Source organism: Kitasatospora sp. NPDC056446, assembly GCF_042796115.1.
Classification (GTDB): domain Bacteria; phylum Actinomycetota; class Actinomycetes; order Streptomycetales; family Streptomycetaceae; genus Kitasatospora.
Genome location: NZ_JBHTRF010000040.1, coordinates 1 through 15,865, shown reverse-complemented (window position 1 = coordinate 15,865; position 15,865 = coordinate 1). Strand labels below are relative to the sequence as shown.

Annotated in this window: 14 protein-coding genes and 1 pseudogene; 10 read left to right on the top strand and 5 right to left on the bottom strand. The window is 72.5% G+C overall.

Annotated elements, in window-relative coordinates; all coding sequences use genetic code 11:
• Positions 1-435 precede the first annotated feature (435 nt).
• Positions 436-1,620, top strand: coding sequence for a quinolinate synthase NadA (nadA, locus tag ACFQ6N_RS24005; RefSeq protein WP_380652528.1), 1,185 nt, complete (start codon positions 436-438; stop codon positions 1,618-1,620).
• 84 nt (positions 1,621-1,704) lie between these two features.
• On the opposite strand, the gene ACFQ6N_RS24000 is transcribed toward nadA, so the two are convergent.
• Together ACFQ6N_RS24000 and ACFQ6N_RS23995 are read right to left on the bottom strand one after the other, a co-directional pair.
• The gene (locus tag ACFQ6N_RS24000) at positions 1,705-1,998 is read right to left on the bottom strand and encodes a hypothetical protein (protein WP_380652526.1); all 294 of its coding nucleotides are present in this window, start codon (positions 1,996-1,998) and stop codon (positions 1,705-1,707) included.
• A 37-nt stretch (positions 1,999-2,035) separates the two neighbouring features.
• Positions 2,036-2,842 carry a PspA/IM30 family protein gene (locus ACFQ6N_RS23995; RefSeq protein WP_380652523.1) on the bottom strand — a complete coding sequence of 269 codons (807 nt, stop codon included), beginning with the start codon at positions 2,840-2,842 and terminating at the stop codon, positions 2,036-2,038.
• A 300-nt stretch (positions 2,843-3,142) separates the two neighbouring features.
• Here ACFQ6N_RS23995 and ACFQ6N_RS23990 point away from each other — a divergent pair, with 300 nt between their 5' ends.
• Together ACFQ6N_RS23990 and ACFQ6N_RS23985 are read left to right on the top strand one after the other, a co-directional pair.
• Positions 3,143-3,742, top strand: a complete 600-nt coding sequence (locus ACFQ6N_RS23990; protein WP_380652520.1) for a DUF3043 domain-containing protein — start codon at positions 3,143-3,145, stop codon at positions 3,740-3,742.
• A gap of 158 nt (positions 3,743-3,900) precedes the next feature.
• Positions 3,901-4,641, top strand: a complete 741-nt coding sequence (locus ACFQ6N_RS23985; RefSeq protein WP_380652670.1) for a class I SAM-dependent methyltransferase — start codon at positions 3,901-3,903, stop codon at positions 4,639-4,641.
• Between the two features lie 33 nt (positions 4,642-4,674).
• Here the strand turns inward: ACFQ6N_RS23985 and ACFQ6N_RS23980 are convergent, their stop codons facing one another.
• A complete protein-coding gene (locus ACFQ6N_RS23980) occupies positions 4,675-4,875 on the bottom strand; it encodes a hypothetical protein (protein WP_360262116.1) in 201 nt (66 codons plus the stop codon).
• 109 nt (positions 4,876-4,984) lie between these two features.
• Here ACFQ6N_RS23980 and cobU point away from each other — a divergent pair.
• The 7 genes and pseudogenes from cobU to ACFQ6N_RS23945 form a co-directional block, all read left to right on the top strand.
• Positions 4,985-5,545: pseudogene (cobU, locus tag ACFQ6N_RS23975) on the top strand (bifunctional adenosylcobinamide kinase/adenosylcobinamide-phosphate guanylyltransferase); the annotation flags it as partial.
• A gap of 28 nt (positions 5,546-5,573) precedes the next feature.
• Positions 5,574-6,689: a nicotinate-nucleotide--dimethylbenzimidazole phosphoribosyltransferase gene (locus tag ACFQ6N_RS23970; protein WP_380652517.1), complete on the top strand. Its 1,116-nt coding sequence runs from the start codon at positions 5,574-5,576 to the stop codon at positions 6,687-6,689.
• Positions 6,690-6,813: 124 nt separating this feature from the next.
• Positions 6,814-7,605, top strand: coding sequence for an adenosylcobinamide-GDP ribazoletransferase (locus ACFQ6N_RS23965; RefSeq protein WP_380652515.1), 792 nt, complete (start codon positions 6,814-6,816; stop codon positions 7,603-7,605).
• Between the two features lie 257 nt (positions 7,606-7,862).
• Positions 7,863-9,365, top strand: a complete 1,503-nt coding sequence (locus tag ACFQ6N_RS23960) for a leucyl aminopeptidase (RefSeq protein ID WP_380652512.1) — start codon at positions 7,863-7,865, stop codon at positions 9,363-9,365.
• A 397-nt stretch (positions 9,366-9,762) separates the two neighbouring features.
• On the top strand, positions 9,763-11,151 hold the full coding sequence (gene lpdA / locus ACFQ6N_RS23955) for a dihydrolipoyl dehydrogenase (RefSeq protein WP_380652510.1): 1,389 nt from the start codon (positions 9,763-9,765) through the stop codon (positions 11,149-11,151).
• 80 nt (positions 11,152-11,231) lie between these two features.
• Entirely contained in the window at positions 11,232-13,001 is a 1,770-nt protein-coding gene (gene sucB / locus ACFQ6N_RS23950; protein WP_380652508.1) for a 2-oxoglutarate dehydrogenase, E2 component, dihydrolipoamide succinyltransferase, read from the top strand.
• A 150-nt stretch (positions 13,002-13,151) separates the two neighbouring features.
• Positions 13,152-13,667 carry a DUF4240 domain-containing protein gene (locus ACFQ6N_RS23945; RefSeq protein ID WP_380652666.1) on the top strand — a complete coding sequence of 172 codons (516 nt, stop codon included), beginning with the start codon at positions 13,152-13,154 and terminating at the stop codon, positions 13,665-13,667.
• Between the two features lie 166 nt (positions 13,668-13,833).
• Here the strand turns inward: ACFQ6N_RS23945 and ACFQ6N_RS23940 are convergent, their stop codons facing one another.
• Together ACFQ6N_RS23940 and ACFQ6N_RS23935 are read right to left on the bottom strand one after the other, a co-directional pair.
• Entirely contained in the window at positions 13,834-14,931 is a 1,098-nt protein-coding gene (locus ACFQ6N_RS23940; RefSeq protein ID WP_380652505.1) for a DUF2510 domain-containing protein, read from the bottom strand.
• A 188-nt stretch (positions 14,932-15,119) separates the two neighbouring features.
• The gene (locus ACFQ6N_RS23935) at positions 15,120-15,635 is read right to left on the bottom strand and encodes a GNAT family N-acetyltransferase (RefSeq protein WP_380652502.1); all 516 of its coding nucleotides are present in this window, start codon (positions 15,633-15,635) and stop codon (positions 15,120-15,122) included.
• Positions 15,636-15,865: the final 230 nt, after the last annotated feature.

Here is a 15,865-nt window from a genome sequence, read left to right as displayed (position 1 = left end):
CCGGTGGCGACCGTTGCCGAAACGGTTCGCCACCCATTCTGGCGGATGACCCGAACGAGTTCACCGCCGACGGATGACGGGCGGGCGGCCGTCAGCCCACCAACAGGACGATCTTTCCCCGGGTGCGGCCCTCGGCGCTGAGCGCCTGGGGTCGGGCAGGTCGGTGTACTCGACCACCTCGGGGCCGCCGTAGCGGTTGATCGCGATAGCTTTCATGGCCCAGCCATACCCGGGGGCTTCGAAATACCGATTCGGCTCCGACAGGGACCCCCGAACCGGTCAACCGACTCCGTCGATGGTCCGATTCGGAGAGCGGTTCTCGTCACATCGACAGGATGGCCATCGTCACTCTGACGCGAACCGGTTATCATAGATAGCGTCAGTTAGACGAAAAGGCTGCACCGCTCGATCGGCCGCACAGAAGGGCACCCGCCCGTGACCACCACCATCACCGAGACCTACGGCGTCGACCCCACACCGACGCCGCTCGCTCTGCTGCTGCTCGGCCGTGAGGCCGATCCGAACAGCGAGCGCGGCGTCGAGTGCCCCGGTGACCTCCCCCCGGCCTCCGACCCGAACCTCGTCGAGCGCGCCCGGGCGGCCAAGGCCGCACTCGGTGACCGCGTCTTCATCCTCGGCCACCACTACCAGCGCGACGAGGTGATCGAGTTCGCCGACGTCACCGGCGACTCCTTCAAGCTCGCCCGCGACGCGGCGGCCCGGCCCGAAGCCGAGTACATCGTCTTCTGCGGTGTGCACTTCATGGCCGAGTCCGCCGACATCCTCACCGGCGACGCCCAGCAGGTCGTCCTGCCGGACCTCGCGGCCGGCTGCTCGATGGCCGACATGGCCACCGCCGAGCAGGTCGCCGAGTGCTGGGACGTCCTGACCGACGCCGGCATAGCCGACGTCACCGTCCCGGTCTCGTACATGAACTCCTCCGCCGACATCAAGGCCTTCACCGGCCGGCACGGCGGCACCATCTGCACCTCCTCCAACGCCAAGCGCGCGCTGGAGTGGGCGTACGAGCAGGGCGAGAAGGTGCTCTTCCTGCCCGACCAGCACCTCGGCCGCAACACCGCCGTGCGCGAGATGGGCTTCTCGCTGGACGACTGCGTCGTCTACAACCCGCACCGGCCCAACGGCGGCCTGACCGCCGAACAGCTGCGGGACGCCAGGATCATCCTCTGGCGCGGCCACTGCTCGGTGCACGGCCGGTTCAGCCTGGACTCGGTGAACGACGTCCGCGCGCGGATCCCCGGGGTGAACGTCCTGGTGCACCCCGAGTGCAAGCACGAGGTCGTCGCGGCCGCCGACATGGTGGGCTCGACCGAGTACATCATCAAGGCGCTGGACGCCGCCGAGCCCGGCTCCAAGTGGGCCATCGGCACCGAGCTGAACCTCGTCCGCCGCCTGGCCAAGGCGCACCCGGACAAGGAGATCGTCTTCCTGGACCGCGCGGTCTGCTTCTGCTCGACCATGAACCGGATCGACCTGCCGCACCTGGTCTGGGCGCTGGAGTCGCTGGTCGAGGGCCGGGTGCCGAACGTGATCCGGGTCGACCCGGAGACCGAGAAGTACGCCAAGGCGGCGCTGGACCGGATGCTGGCCCTGCCGTAGCCGGCCCCGCGCCGCAACGGCACGAAGGGCGGGCCCCCTCCGCGTGGAGGGGGCCCGCCCTTTCGTCTGGCATCAGCCGCAGCGCTACTCGGGGAAGCCCGGGATCACGCCTTCACCGTCGGCCAGCAGCAGTTCGCGGACCTCGTCGATCGTCGCGTCGGCACTCGGCAGGATCAGCTCGGAGGGCTCCAGCGAATCCAGCGGCACCGGGGTGCCGTACTGCTTCACCGCGTCCAGCAGCTTGCCGTATGCCCGGCGGAAGAGCTCGTCGTCCCCCGACTCCACCGCGGTGACGAGCTCGTCGTCGAGCTCGTTGAGCAGGTTCAGGTGGTCGTCGCCGACCTCGAACTGCCCTTCACCCATGACCCTCATGATCATGCCGTGCGTCTCCCTGGTTCGTGGGGCCGAGCTCTGATTACTTGTTGTAGTTGATGCGCGGGGTGTCCTGCGGGTGCGACTGCGGCTGGGCCTCGGGCTTGCCCTGCTCGATCGCGGCCGGGCCCGCCGCGGGACCGCCGGTCAGCTCGGCCTTCATCCGGGCCAGCTCCAGCTCGACGTCGGACCCGCCGGCCACCCGCTCCAGCTCGGCCTCGATGTCGTCCTTGCGGCCGAGACCGCTGGCGTCGTCGAGCGCGCCCGAAGCGAGCAGCTCGTCGATCGCGCCGGCCCGGGCCTGCATCTGCGCCGTCTTGTCCTCGGCCCGCTGGATCGCCAGGCCGACGTCGCCCATCTCCTCCGAGATCCCGGAGAACGACTCGGCGATGCGGGTCTGCGCCTGCGCGGCGGTGTAGGTCGCCTTGATGGTCTCCTTCTTGGTGCGGAAGGCGTCCACCTTGGCCTGGAGCCGCTGGGAGGCGAGGGTGAGCTTCTCCTCCTCGGCCTGCAGCTGCTGGTACTGCGTCTCCAGATCGGTGATCTGGGACTGCATGTTGGCCTTGCGGGTCAGCGCCTCGCGCGCGAGGTCCTCGCGTCCCAGCGAAAGCGCCTTGCGGCCTTGGTCCTCGTACTTGGCCGACTGCTGCTGGAGCTGGGTCAGCTGGAGTTCGAGGCGCTTGCGCGAGGTCGCGACATCCGCCACGCCACGCCGTACCTTCTGCAGCAGTTCGAGCTGCTTCTGGTAGGAGTAGTCGAGCGTTTCACGGGGATCCTCCGCCCGGTCCAAGGCCTTGTTCGCCTTGGAGCGGAAGATCAGCCCCATACGCTTCATGATTCCGTCGCTCATGGGCCTCGGGTGCCCCCTTCTCCGGGCTGCGGTCTCTATCTCGTTACCAGACACGACGAGTGTATGTGCAGCGAGCCCTTCGCCGCAGTGCACCTGCCTGCAACAAGACTGCTACAGCGACCAGTGGCGTTTCCTCCTCCCCCGGGTGGATCCGCCCCTCATCCCCCCTATCGTCCATCCGACTGATCCCCTACGGGAAGTCCCCGGGAACCCCGGTTCGGACCGGTCCTCGCGGTATCGATACGCGTTTGGGTCCGAGGGCACCCGATGAAGCGGCTCCGCACCCCGTACGCTGGGGGTGTGTTCCGACGCCGTTCAGATGATGCCGCCGCCTCCTCCTCCGTGCTGGAGAAGCAGGACGAGACGCCCCAAGGCCGCCACCCGGAGGCCAAGAAGGGCCGCCCCACCCCCAAGCGCAACGAGGCCGAGGCCAACCGGCGCACCCGGGTGACCGTGCCCAAGGACCGCAAGGAGGCCGCCCGCCAGGCGCGCGACCGGATGCGGGGGGAGCGCGAGAAGCAGCGCCAGGCGCTGATGGACGGCGACGAGCGGCACCTGCCGGCCCGGGACAAGGGCCCGGTCCGCAAGTTCGCCCGCGACTACGTGGACGCCCGCTGGTCGCTCGCCGAGTTCTTCCTCCCCGCCGCCGTGGTCATCCTGGTGCTCAGCATCATCAAGGTCACGCAGCTCCAGGTGCTCTCCACGCTGCTGTTCCTGCTGTTCTTCGTCTTCGTGATCCTGGACTTCGTCCGGCTCGGCCTCGGTCTGCGCAAGCAGCTCGCCGCGCGGTTCCCGAACGAGAACACCCGCGGCGCGATCGCCTACGGCATCATGCGCACCCTGCAGATGCGCCGGCTGCGCCTGCCCAAGCCGCAGGTGCGGCGCGGAGAGAAGCCCTGACCGCCGAACCGGTCGACTCCGGCTGGGCCCCGCCCTCCTGGGAGGGGCCCGGCCTGTACGCGCTGCCGGGGCAGGGCTCCGGCGGCCACGACCGGCTGGTCCAGGAGCGCCGGCTGCCCTCGCGCAGCGGGTCCTTCGCCGGCGGCACCGCCGCCTGGCTGGACCGGCTCGGCGGACTGCGCAACTTCGTCCGCCAGGAGCTCGTCTCCCGCCAGCTCGCCGAACAGCTGGCCGGCCGCAGCGGGCAGCGGGTCCTGGACATCGGCTGCGGCCAGGGCACCCAGGCCCTGCGACTGGCCCGGGCCGGCCACTACGTCACCGGGATCGACTCGGACCCGGTCGCGCTCGGCGTCGCCCAGGGGGCGCTCGCCGAGGAGCCGCCGGAGGTCCGCGGCCGGATGCAGCTGCTCAGCGGCGACGGCCACCAGTGCGGCCGCTGGTTCGGCCCGCGCAGCTTCGACGTGGTGCTCTGCCACGGCGTCCTGATGTACCTGCCCGACCCGGACCCGATGATCGCCTCGCTGGCCCGGCTGCTGGCGCCCGGCGGGCTGCTCTCACTGCTGGTCCGCAACCGCGACGCCCTGGCCCTGCGGCCCGCCGCCGCAGGGGACTGGCGGGCCGCGCTGCACGCCTTCGAGAGCGACCGGTACTACAACCGGCTCGGGCTGGCCGCCCGCGCCGACCGGCTCGCCGACCTCTCCGTCACCCTCTCCGAGGTGTCCGTGCCCGTCCGGCACTGGTACGGCGTGCGGGTCTTCACCGACAACGCCCCCGACGACGCGGCCCCGCCGGTGGACGGGCGGCAGCTGGCCCAGCTGCTCGAAGCCGAGGACCGGGCCGGCCGCACCGACCCGTACCGGCAGGTCGCCGCGCTGCTGCACGTCATCGGGTCGAAGTAGCGCCTCCCCGGGCGGGGACCGCGCCGAGGGACGCTACTCCTCGTGCAGGCTCATCGCGTAGACGACCCGGTCGTCCTCCAGGAGCACCGCCGTGTCGACGCCGTCCTCCGCGAGCTGCTTCCAGCTCTCCCCGATCCACGTCTCGGCGTCACCCTGGCCGGCGAACTCCTCCTGGCTCCCGCCGGGCGTCACCGCGCTGCCGTCCGCCTTCTCGTACCGCCACGTCCACGCCATGCCCGGCTCCTCCCACCGACGACGCTGCCTGTGTTGCTGCGCACCATAGCCTGCCCGGCCCGATCTTCCGTATGCCTGGTCGGGCAGGATGGACCGCATGGCGACCCACCCCGCGCTCCCCCGCACGCTGCTGCTCGGCGGCGCCCGCTCCGGCAAGTCCACCCGCGCCGAGCAGCTGCTCGCCGACCGCCCGGACGTCCTGTACGTGGCCACCGGCGGCGGCCGGGACGGCGACGCCGAGTGGGCCCGGCGGGTCGAGCTGCACCGGGAGCGCCGGCCGGCCGGCTGGCGCACCGCCGAGACCTGCGACCTGGAGGCCGTGCTGGCCGACACCGCCGACCCGGCGCCGGTGCTGGTCGACTGCCTGGGACTGTGGCTGACCACCGTGATGGACGAGTGCGACGCCTGGGACGACGAGGCCTGGACGGACCGGGGCGAGGCCGCCGTGCGGCGGCGCTGCGAGGCGCTGGCCTCGGCCTGGGCGGCCACCGGGCGGACGGTCGTCGCGGTCAGCAACGAGGTCGGCATGGGCGTCGTCCCGGCCACCGCCGCCGGGCGGCGCTTCCGCGACACCCTGGGCCGGCTCAACATGGCGGTGGCGGACGCCTCGGAGCGCGTCCTGCTGGTCGTGGCCGGACAGGTGCTGACCGTCAAGCCAGCCGCAGGCTGAACACCTTCGGCGTGTAGCCTTCCGGACGATGGACACGACCGTGGATCTCGATACGTTCTCCTCGCTCGTCGAGCGCCCCGACGAGAGCGCCCGGCGGGCCGCCGAGGAGCGCTGGCAGTCGCCCGACCGACCGCGCGGCGGGCTCGGCCGGCTGGAGGAACTGGGCAGCTGGCTGGCCTCCGTACAGGGGCGCTCCCCGGTGCGGCCGGTCTCGGCGCCCAAGGTGCTGCTGTTCGCCGCCGACCACGGCGTCGCGGCGCTCGGCGTCTCCCGGATGCCCGCCAGGGGCGGCACCGCGGCCCGGGTGCGGGCCGTCCTCGACGGCACCGCGCCGGTCGCCAAGCTGGCCGCGCGCTACGGCGCCGAGGTCCGGATCGTCGACGTCGCGGTCGACGCCGACCCGGCCGACTTCCCGGACGAGGTGGTCACCCACCGGATCCGGCGCGGCTCCGGACGGATCGACGTCGAGGACGCGCTCACCCCGGAGGAGACCGTCCGGGCGTTCCGGGCCGGCATGGCCGTCGCCGACGAGGAGGCCGACGCCGGCACCGACCTGGTGCTGCTCGGCGACCTCGGGGTCGCCTCCACCACGGTGGCGGGCGTCCTGGTCGGCGCGCTGTGCGGGACGGACGCGGCGGCGGTCACCGGGCGCGGGTCCGGGATCGACGACCGGGTGTGGATGGTCAAGTGCGCCACCGTCCGGGACTCGCTGCGACGGGCCCGCCCGGTGCTCGGCGACCAGCTGGCGCTGCTCGGCGCCACCGGCGGGGCCGACTTCGCGGCGATCACCGGCTTCCTGCTCCAGGCGGCCGTGCGACGACTGCCGGTCGTGCTGGACGGTGTGGTCTCCGCGGCCTGCGCGCTGGTCGCCCAGCGGATCGCCTTCCGGGCACCGGAGTGGTGGCGGGCCGGGCAGTCCAGCGGCGAGCCCGCGCAGGCGAAGGCCTACGACCGGCTGACCCTGACGCCGTTGCAGGACCAGGGGATCACCATGGGCGAGGGCGTCGGCGCGCTGCTGGCACTGCCGCTGCTCCAGGCGGCGGGGGACGCGCTCGCGGACGAGGCGCCCAGGCCGTACGTGCCGGCGGCGCCGAAGGAGCAGCCCAAGCTGCCGTCGGCGGCGGACCTGCTGCGCAGGCTGTAGCCGGCGGGCCTCCGCGTGGACGGGAACCCCGCGCCCCGGGTGGGGCGCGGGGTTCCCGTCCGTCCGGAGCGGTGCCTTCGTGCGGTGCGTTCGTGCGGTGCGGAGCGGTTGAGGAGTGAAGGCGATGACGGACCCCGGTGACCGGGCCGGCTGGGGGGACGGACTGCGGTTCGGGTTCGGGACCCTCTCCGTGCTGCGGGTGCGGGTGGAGCGGTGGGACCGGGCGGCCGGGGCGCGGGCGATGCTGACGGCCCCCCTGGTCGGCCTGGTGCTCGGGACGGCGGCCGCCGTGGCGGGGGCCCTGGTGGCCTGGCGGGCCGGCGGACCGCTCGGGGCGGTCACGGCGGTCGCGGTGCTCGCCGCGCTGACCCGGGGGCTGCACCTGGACGGCCTCGCGGACGTCGCCGACGGACTCGGCAGCGGGAAGCCGGCCGAGGACGCGCTGCGCATCATGAAGCAGTCCGACATCGGCCCGTTCGGCGTGCTGACCCTGGTCCTCGTGCTGCTCGCACAGGTCGCCGCGCTGGCCGGGCAGTTCGGGCACTCGCCGCTGCGCGGCGCGCTCGCGGCGCTCGCCTCGGCGACGGCCGCCCGGTGCGCGCTCGCCTGGGGCTGCCTGCGGTCGGTGCCGGCCGCCCGGCCCGGCGGCCTGGGCGCGATGGTGGCGAGCACGGTGTCCCCCGCCGGAGCGGTCGCCGGGACGGCCGGCGCGGCACTCGCCCTGGCCGCGCTCGGCCTGTCCGACGGATGGTCAGTTCTCCGCCTCCCGCTCGCCCTTGTCCTCGGGACGGGCTGCGCCCGGCTGCTGCTCGGCCGGTGCGTGCGACGCTTCGGCGGGATCACCGGGGACGTGCTCGGGGCGATGGCCGAAACCGCCGCGACAGGCACCCTGTTCGCCCTGGCGTTGCTCCCCTGACACCGGGCGGCGCGTGATCCCACCATGCGGACTACCATGCGTGGAGCACCGCAGCCCTGCACCGTGGCAGGTCCTGCCCGCCCGGCGCGCACCCAGGAGCCGGGACCTCTGGTGCGCGCGGCCGCTCCGGCGGCTGCGCGCAGCCAGGGGGCCCGGACCCGGAGGCCCGCCGGCGGACGGCCTGTGACGGCGGGCTGCGCCGGCGCGGCAGCCTCGCCGTGACCGGCCGTGGACCGCGAAAGAACAGGACGCATTACGTGACTGCATTGTCTGTGAGCACCTCCTCCGCCGCCTCGCTGCGCGCGGACGCCCTGGTGGTCGGTGTCGCGAAGGGCCCGAAGGGCATTGTGCTGGCGCCCGGCGCCGAGGCCGTCAACGAGGCGTTCGAGGGCAAGCTGGCCGAGGTCCTCGGCACCCTGGGCGCGACCGGCGCCGAGGGCGAGGCCGTGAAGGTCCCCTCCCCCGCCGGTCTCAAGGCCGCGCTCGTGCTCGCGGTCGGTCTCGGCGAGGCCGCCGAGGAGGGCTACGGCCTGGAGGCGCTGCGCCGCGCCGCCGGTGTCGCCGCCCGCACCCTGGCCGGTGCCAAGAAGGTCGCGCTGGCCCTGCCGGCCGAGTCCGCCGAGGAGATCGAGGCGGCCGCGCTGGGCGCGCTGCTCGGCTCGTACGCCTTCGGCACCTACAAGGCCAACGGCAACGGCAAGGAGCCGGTGGGCGAGCTGGTCGTGCTGGCCGCCCGCAAGGGCAGCAAGGACGCCAAGGCCGCCGTGGAGCGCGCCGCCGCCATCGGCGAGGAGATGAACCGCGCCCGTGACCTGATCAACGCGGCGCCGAACGACCTGAACCCGAAGAGCTTCGCCACGATCGTCCAGGCGGCCGGCAAGGAGCACGGCCTCAAGGTCGAGGTGCTGGACGAGAAGGCGCTCACCAAGGGCGGCTTCGGCGGCCTGATCGGCGTCGGCATCGGCTCGACGAACCCGCCCCGTCTGGTGAAGGTGGCCTACACCCACCCGAAGGCCAAGGCCACCCTGGCGTTCGTCGGCAAGGGCATCACCTACGACTCGGGCGGCATCTCGCTGAAGCCGGCCGGCCACAACGAGACCATGAAGTGCGACATGGCCGGCGCCGCCGCCGTGTTCGCCGCCGTGGTGGCCGCCAAGCGGCTGGGCCTGGCCGTCAACGTGACCGGCTGGCTGGCGCTGGCCGAGAACATGCCGTCCGGCTCCGCCACCCGCCCGGGCGACGTGCTGCGGATGTACGGCGGCAAGACCGTCGAGGTGCTGAACACCGACGCCGAGGGCCGCCTGGTGCTGGCCGACGCGATCGTGCGGGCCGGCGAGGAGAACCCGGACGTCATCATCGACGTGGCCACCCTGACCGGCGCCATGGTGCTGGCCCTGGGCAACCGCACCTTCGGTGTGATGTCGAACAGCGACGAGCTGCGCGACGGCCTGCACGCCCTGGCCACCGAGGTGGGCGAGCAGTCCTGGCCGATGCCGCTGCCGGCCGACCTGCGCAAGGGCATGACCGAGTCGACCATCGCCGACCTGGCCAACATGGGCGAGCGGATGGGCGGCGGCCTGGTGGCCGGTCTGTTCCTGAAGGAGTTCGTGGCCGAGGGCATCGACTGGGCGCACCTGGACATCGCCGGCCCGGCGTTCCACGAGAGCGCCCCGTTCGGCTACACCCCGAAGGGCGGCACCGCGAGCGCGGTGCGCACCCTGGTCCGCTTCGCCGAGAAGACGGCGAACGGCAAGGCCTGACCAGGCACCCGCCGCGACGGGGCCCGGCGCGCTCGCGCCGGGCCCCGTCGGCGTTCCACCCGGTTACCCGCGAGTAGAGCGCCGCACCGTGGCGCACCTCTGTTCGCTGCGGGCGAAACTTTGTTCCACAGTGCGGAAGAGACGGCGCCGGGCCGGGCGGAAGACGCCCGTCCGGCGGCTGTCAACACCGCGCTGAGCTGCGATGATGCCCATCTGTCGGGGGTATTCCCGCCCCGGTGACCGCTCCGTGGGACACCCCTGGGGTGGACCCGGACATCAGCCACCGCGAACAAGTGCGAAGATGTATTTCCGGCACGACTGGGCGCCTCACAAAGGCTTCCGACCCACCGGACCGCGACCGGCCCGGCGACCCACCCCATTGCATGGAGGACGTGACGTGGCGAACGACGCCAGCACCGTTTTCGACGTAGTCATTCTCGGAGGCGGAAGCGGCGGTTACGCCGCGGCGCTCCGCGCCGCTCAGCTGGGCCTGAGCGTCGTCCTGATCGAGAAGGGTGAGCTCGGCGGCACCTGCCTGCACCGCGGCTGCATCCCGACCAAGGCGCTGCTGCACGCCGCGGAGATCGCGGACGAGACGAAGGAGGCCGCCGAGTTCGGCGTCCTGGCCACCTTCCAGGGCATCGACATCAACGGCGTCCACAAGTACAAGGACGACGTCATCGCCGGCCTGTACAAGGGCCTGCAGGGCCTGGTCGCCTCCCGCAAGGTGACCTTCATCCAGGGCGCGGGCAAGCTCTCCTCGCAGACCTCGGTGGATGTCAACGGCCAGCGCATCGAAGGCCGCCACATCATCCTGGCCACCGGTTCCGTGCCGCGCTCGATCCCGGGCCTGGAGATCGACGGCAACCGCGTGATCTCTTCGGACCACGCCCTGAAGCTCGACCGGATCCCGAAGTCGGTCGTCATCCTCGGCGGCGGCGTCATCGGCGTCGAGTTCGCCTCGGTCTGGAAGTCCTTCGGCGTCGAGGTCACCATCGTCGAGGCGCTGCCGCACCTCGTCCCGCTGGAGGACGAGAACTCGTCCAAGCTGCTGGAGCGCGCGTTCCGCAAGCGCGGCATCAAGTTCGAGCTGAAGGCCCGCTTCTCCGGCGTCGAGTACACCGAGTCCGGTGTCCGCGTCTCCACCGAGAACGGCAAGCAGATCGACGCCGACCTGCTGCTCGTCGCCATCGGCCGCGGCCCGGTCTCGGCCGGCCTCGGCTACGAGGAGAACGGCGTCGCGATGGACCGCGGCTACGTCCTGGTCGACGAGTACATGCGCACCAACGTGCCCACCATCTCCGCCGTCGGCGACCTCGCCCCGACCCTCCAGCTGGCCCACGTCGGCTTCGCCGAGGGCATCCTGGTCGCCGAGCGCCTGGCCGGCCTCAAGCCGGTGCCGATCGACTACGACGGCGTCCCGCGCGTGACCTACTCCAACCCCGAGGTGGCCTCCGTCGGCATCTCCGAGGCCAAGGCCGTCGAGCTGTACGGCAAGGACAAGGTCGTCACCCTCAAGTACAACCTGGCCGGCAACGGCAAGAGCAAGATCCTGAAGACCGCCGGCGAGATCAAGCTCGTCCAGGTCAAGGACGGCGCCGTGGTCGGCGTCCACATGGTCGGCGCCCGCATGGGCGAGCAGGTCGGCGAAGCCCAGCTGATCTACAACTGGGAGGCCCTGCCGGCCGAGGTCGCGCAGCTCATCCACGCGCACCCGACCCAGTCCGAGGCCCTGGGCGAGGCGCACCTGGCGCTGGCCGGCAAGCCGCTGCACGCGCACGACTGATCGCGCCACCACCCCCCGTTTCCGGTACTTCCCGTACGCAAGTACTCCGTACGCAAGACTTGATAGGAGTCGCTGAAACCATGGCGGTCTCAGTAACACTGCCCGCGCTGGGCGAGAGCGTTTCCGAGGGCACCGTCACCCGTTGGCTGAAGGCCGAGGGTGAGCGTGTCGAGGTCGACGAGCCGCTGCTCGAGGTCTCGACCGACAAGGTCGACACCGAGATCCCGGCCCCGGTCTCCGGCATCCTCTCCTCGATCAAGGTCGCCGAGGACGAGACCGTCGAGGTCGGCGCCGAGCTGGCGATCATCGACGACGGCTCCGGTGCCCCGGCCCCGGCCGCCGCTCCGGTCGTCGAGGCCGCATCGGTCGCCGCACCGGCCCCGGTTGCCGCCCCGGCTCCGGTCGCCGCCCCGGCCCCCGTTGCCGCTCCCGCCCCGGTTGCGGCTCCGGCCGCCCCGGCCGGCGACGCCACCCCGGTGCTGCTGCCCGCCCTGGGCGAGTCCGTCACCGAGGGCACCGTCACCCGCTGGCTGAAGGCCGAGGGCGACACCATCGAGGTCGACGAGCCGCTGCTCGAGGTCTCCACCGACAAGGTCGACACCGAGATCCCGTCGCCGGTCGCCGGCGTCGTGGTGAAGATCCTGGTCGGCGAGGACGAGACCGCCGAGGTCGGCGCCCAGCTCGCGCTGATCGGCGCCGCGGGTGCCGTTGCCGCTGCTCCGGCTCCGGTTGCCGCTCCGGCTCCGGTGGCCGCTCCGGCTCCGGTCGCTGCTCCGGCTCCCGTTGCCGCCCCGGCTCCGGTTGCCGCTCCGGCCCCCGTCGCGGCTGCTCCGGCTCCGGTTGCCGCTCCGGCTCCCGTTGCCGCTCCGGCTCCGGTCGCCGCTCCCGCTCCGGTTGCTGCGCCGGCCGCTCCGGTCGCCGACAGCGGTGACGCCTACGTCACCCCGCTGGTGCGCAAGCTCGCCGCCGAGCACGGTGTCGCGCTGACCTCCGTCGCCGGTACCGGCGTCGGCGGCCGCATCCGCAAGCAGGACGTCATCGCCGCCGCGGAGGCCGCCAAGGCCGCTCCGGCCCCGGTCGCCGCCGCCGCTCCGGCCGCTGCGCCGAAGGCCGCCGCCGCGCCGTCCGCCCTGCGCGGCCAGACGGTCAAGATGACCCGCATGCGCAAGGTCATCGGCGACAACATGATGAAGGCCCTGCACGAGCAGGCCCAGCTGACCAGCGTGGTCGAGGTGGACGTCACCCGGATCATGTCGCTGCGCGGCAAGGCCAAGGACTCCTTCCTCGCCCGCGAGGGCGTGAAGCTGTCCCCGATGCCGTTCTTCGTCAAGGCCGCCGCCCAGGCGCTGAAGGCCCACGCGGTCGTCAACGCCCGGATCAACGAGGCCGAGGGCACCATCACCTACTTCGACACCGAGAACATCGGTATCGCGGTGGACTCCGAGAAGGGTCTGATGACCCCGGTCATCAAGGGTGCGGGCGACCTCAACATCGCGGGCATCTCGAAGAAGACCGCCGAGCTGGCCGCCAAGGTCCGCGACAGCAAGATCACCCCGGACGAGCTGTCCGGCGCCACCTTCACCATCAGCAACACCGGCTCGCGCGGTGCGCTGTTCGACACCGTGATCGTGCCGCCGAACCAGGCCGCCATCCTGGGCATCGGCGCCACCGTCAAGCGCCCGGTCGTCATCGAGGCCGACGGCGGCACCGCCATCGGCATCCGTGACATGACCTACCTCTCGCTCTCCTACGACCACCGCCTGGTGGACGGCGCCGACGCCGCCCGCTACCTGGTCGCGGTCAAGGAGATCCTGGAGGCCGGCGAGTTCGAGGTCGAGCTCGGCCTCTGACCCTCCACGGTCCCCGCGCAACCCCGCGTCGTCCCCGGACGGCGCGGGGTTGCGCCGTTTCCGGTCCCGGGCCTCTGCGGGTCGCGGCGGGCACGCCGCACCGGGTCGTGGCATGCGCGGACGCGGCCGAACGGGGATGCTTGAGCCGTGATGGACGAGACGGACTTCTGGCAGATCATCGACGACACCCGGGACGCCGCCGACGGCGATCCCGACGAGCAGGCAGACCGGCTGGTGGAGCGGCTCGTCAGACTGACCCCGGACGATGTGATCGACTTCGCCCGGCTCTTCGAGGCCCGGTTCCAACGGGCCTACCGCTACGACCTGTGGGGCGCGGCCTACCTGCTGCTGGACGGCGCCTCCGAGGACACCTTCGACTACTTCCGCTGCTGGCTGATCGCGCAGGGCCGGGAGGTCTTCGAGGGCGGGCTGGCCGAACCCGACGACCTGACGGACCTGCTGCCCGAGTTCGACGAGGAGGAGGACGGCGAGGCCGAGGACCTCGGCTTCGCCGCCGACGAGGCGTACGAGCAGCTGACCGGGCTGCCGCTGCCCGAGGTCGGCGGGCAGCAGGGCGGACGGCCGGAGGGGGCGGCGCTGGACTTCGACGACCCGGACGTCATGGCGAAGCGCTTCCCCAAGTTGTGGGAGCGCTACGGGGACTGAGCAGTCCCCGCCCGAGTACGGAGCCGGTCCCGCCCTCGGGCGGGGCCGGTTCCGGTTTCAGGCGGCTCCGGTTCCGGACGGCTTCGGTTTCGGGCGGGGCCGGTTCCGGGCGGCTCCGGTTTTGGGCGGGGCCGGTTCCGGCTCTGCGTGGTTCCGGCTCGGCGCGTCAGGTGGAGCTGCCGGAGGAGCTGTCCTGCTTGACGCCCTTGAGGATCTGGTCGAGCACCGAGGCGTCCGGTGCGGCCGGGTCGTCGTCCACGCCGCCCTCGAAGACCACGTAGCCGCCGCCCTTGGCCGGGACGGCGGCCAGCAGGACGTAGCCCTGGGTGCCGTCCGAGGTGCGGATGTGCCAGCGCGTGGCGTAGCCGAGCACGCCCGCCACGCTGACGTAGCCGGACCCGGAGTCGGTGTGCGAGGTGATGCCGGTGAAGATCTGGCCCGCGTAGGTGGGCATCGCGGTGTCGGCGGCGGCCTTGGGGGTGGTGCCCTGGACGGTGTCCTTCTCGACCGAGAACTGGCCGCGGATGCAGGAGTTGCCGTCCGGGCAGGTGTAGCGGCCGCTGCCGAGGTAGACCGTCGAGTGCGCGGAGTCGGTCGCCGCGTCCCAGCCGTCGTAGACCGGGACGGTGATCGCGTGCTGCGGGTCGGGGACGGTGCTCTTGAGGGCCGGCGCGGGCTTGGGCACCGGCACCGAGGGGCTGGTGGTGGGCCGGGTCGGGGTGGGGCTCGGCGAGGGGGTGTCGCTGCGGGTGACGGTGACCGTGGGGTTCGGGGTCGGGTCCGCCTTCGGGGTGCCGCCGTCGCTGACCAGGATCCCGACGATGATCCCGGCCACGGCCAGCACGCCGACCGAGATGCCGATGATCACGCCGGGCCTGTTCCGGGCGGCGGGCGGCGGGTAGCCCGGCGCTTGGCCCTGGCCCTGGCCCGGGTAGCCCTGCCCGGGGTAGCCGTAGGCCGCGCCCTGGGCGGGAGCCGGATAGGGGGCCTGGCCCTGGTAGCCGTAGCCGGCCGCCGGGGAGCCGTCCTGGCCCGGGTAGCCGTAGGCCGGGGGCTGGGCGGCACCGCCCGGGTACCCGTAGCCGGGCTGCTGGTCGGAGGGCTGCCAGCCCTGGGTCGGGGCGTCGGCGAGCCCGCCCGCGACGCCGCCCTGGAGCGGTCGGACGTCGTTGGTCCAGGCGTTGCCGTCCCACCAGCGCTCGTGACCGGGGGTGCCGTCCGCACCCGGAACCGGGTACCACCCGGGAGGCGTCGAGTTGCTCACGGCCGTACGGTACCCGGCGTGGCGCCGGTCCAGACAGGTCGGGTGTGTCACGACTCTGCACCGCATCCGCACGGCCCGTGCACCGCCTACGCACGACCCGCCCGCCGCTTCCTCGGCCCCGCTGCGGAGCTCTGCGGCGGCGCGTCACCGAAGAATTGACGCCCCGTCAGTTTTTTGACGGTCCCCCGTCAGCCATCGGCCCGGTCGACCAGCCTGCGGGCCATCCAGACGTCGTCCACGTAGGACCCGTCGATCAGGAACTCCTCGGCCAGCAAGCCCTCGACGACGAAGCCGCAGCTCTCGTAGAGGCGGCGGGCAGGGGTGTTCCAGCCGAGCACCCGCAGCGACACCTTCCGGGCGCCCCGGGCCCGGGCCTCGTCGCAGGCCGCCTCGACCAGGCGGCGGCCGACGCCCCGGCCGCGGACCGTGCCGTCGACGGCCAGGCCCTGGATCTGACGGACGTGCGCGTTGACGGCGAGCGCGGTGGCCGGGACCTGCCGGACGTAGCCGACGAGTCGGCCGTCCAGGACCGCCAGCAGGAACTGCTCGGAGGTGCGCCGCTCGTCGAAGACCGGGCCCTCGACGGACGGTTCGGGGGAAACGTCGGACAGGACGGACCAGGCGGCGTGGTTGAGGACGGCGAGTTCGCGCTCATCCTCGGGCCCGGCCGGGCGGATGATCAGATCGTCGTGCATGCGCGTCATGCTAGTGAGGCGCGTGCGGACGTGACAGACAGATGTCAAGTTCTCGGCCCTGATGGACCGAGCTTGTCACTCGATCCTGGGGCTTTGATTGCAAGTCCTGTCCGTGGCTGGCTGCCGCGTCAGTCCTGCGTCCTACACCGTGTTAGGCGGTGCTGGGGCGGTTGACTGCGCCCCGCTGCCACACAGCATCAGCCCGGTGGGCGATGTTGCGGGAGCCGTTGAGGTCCGCG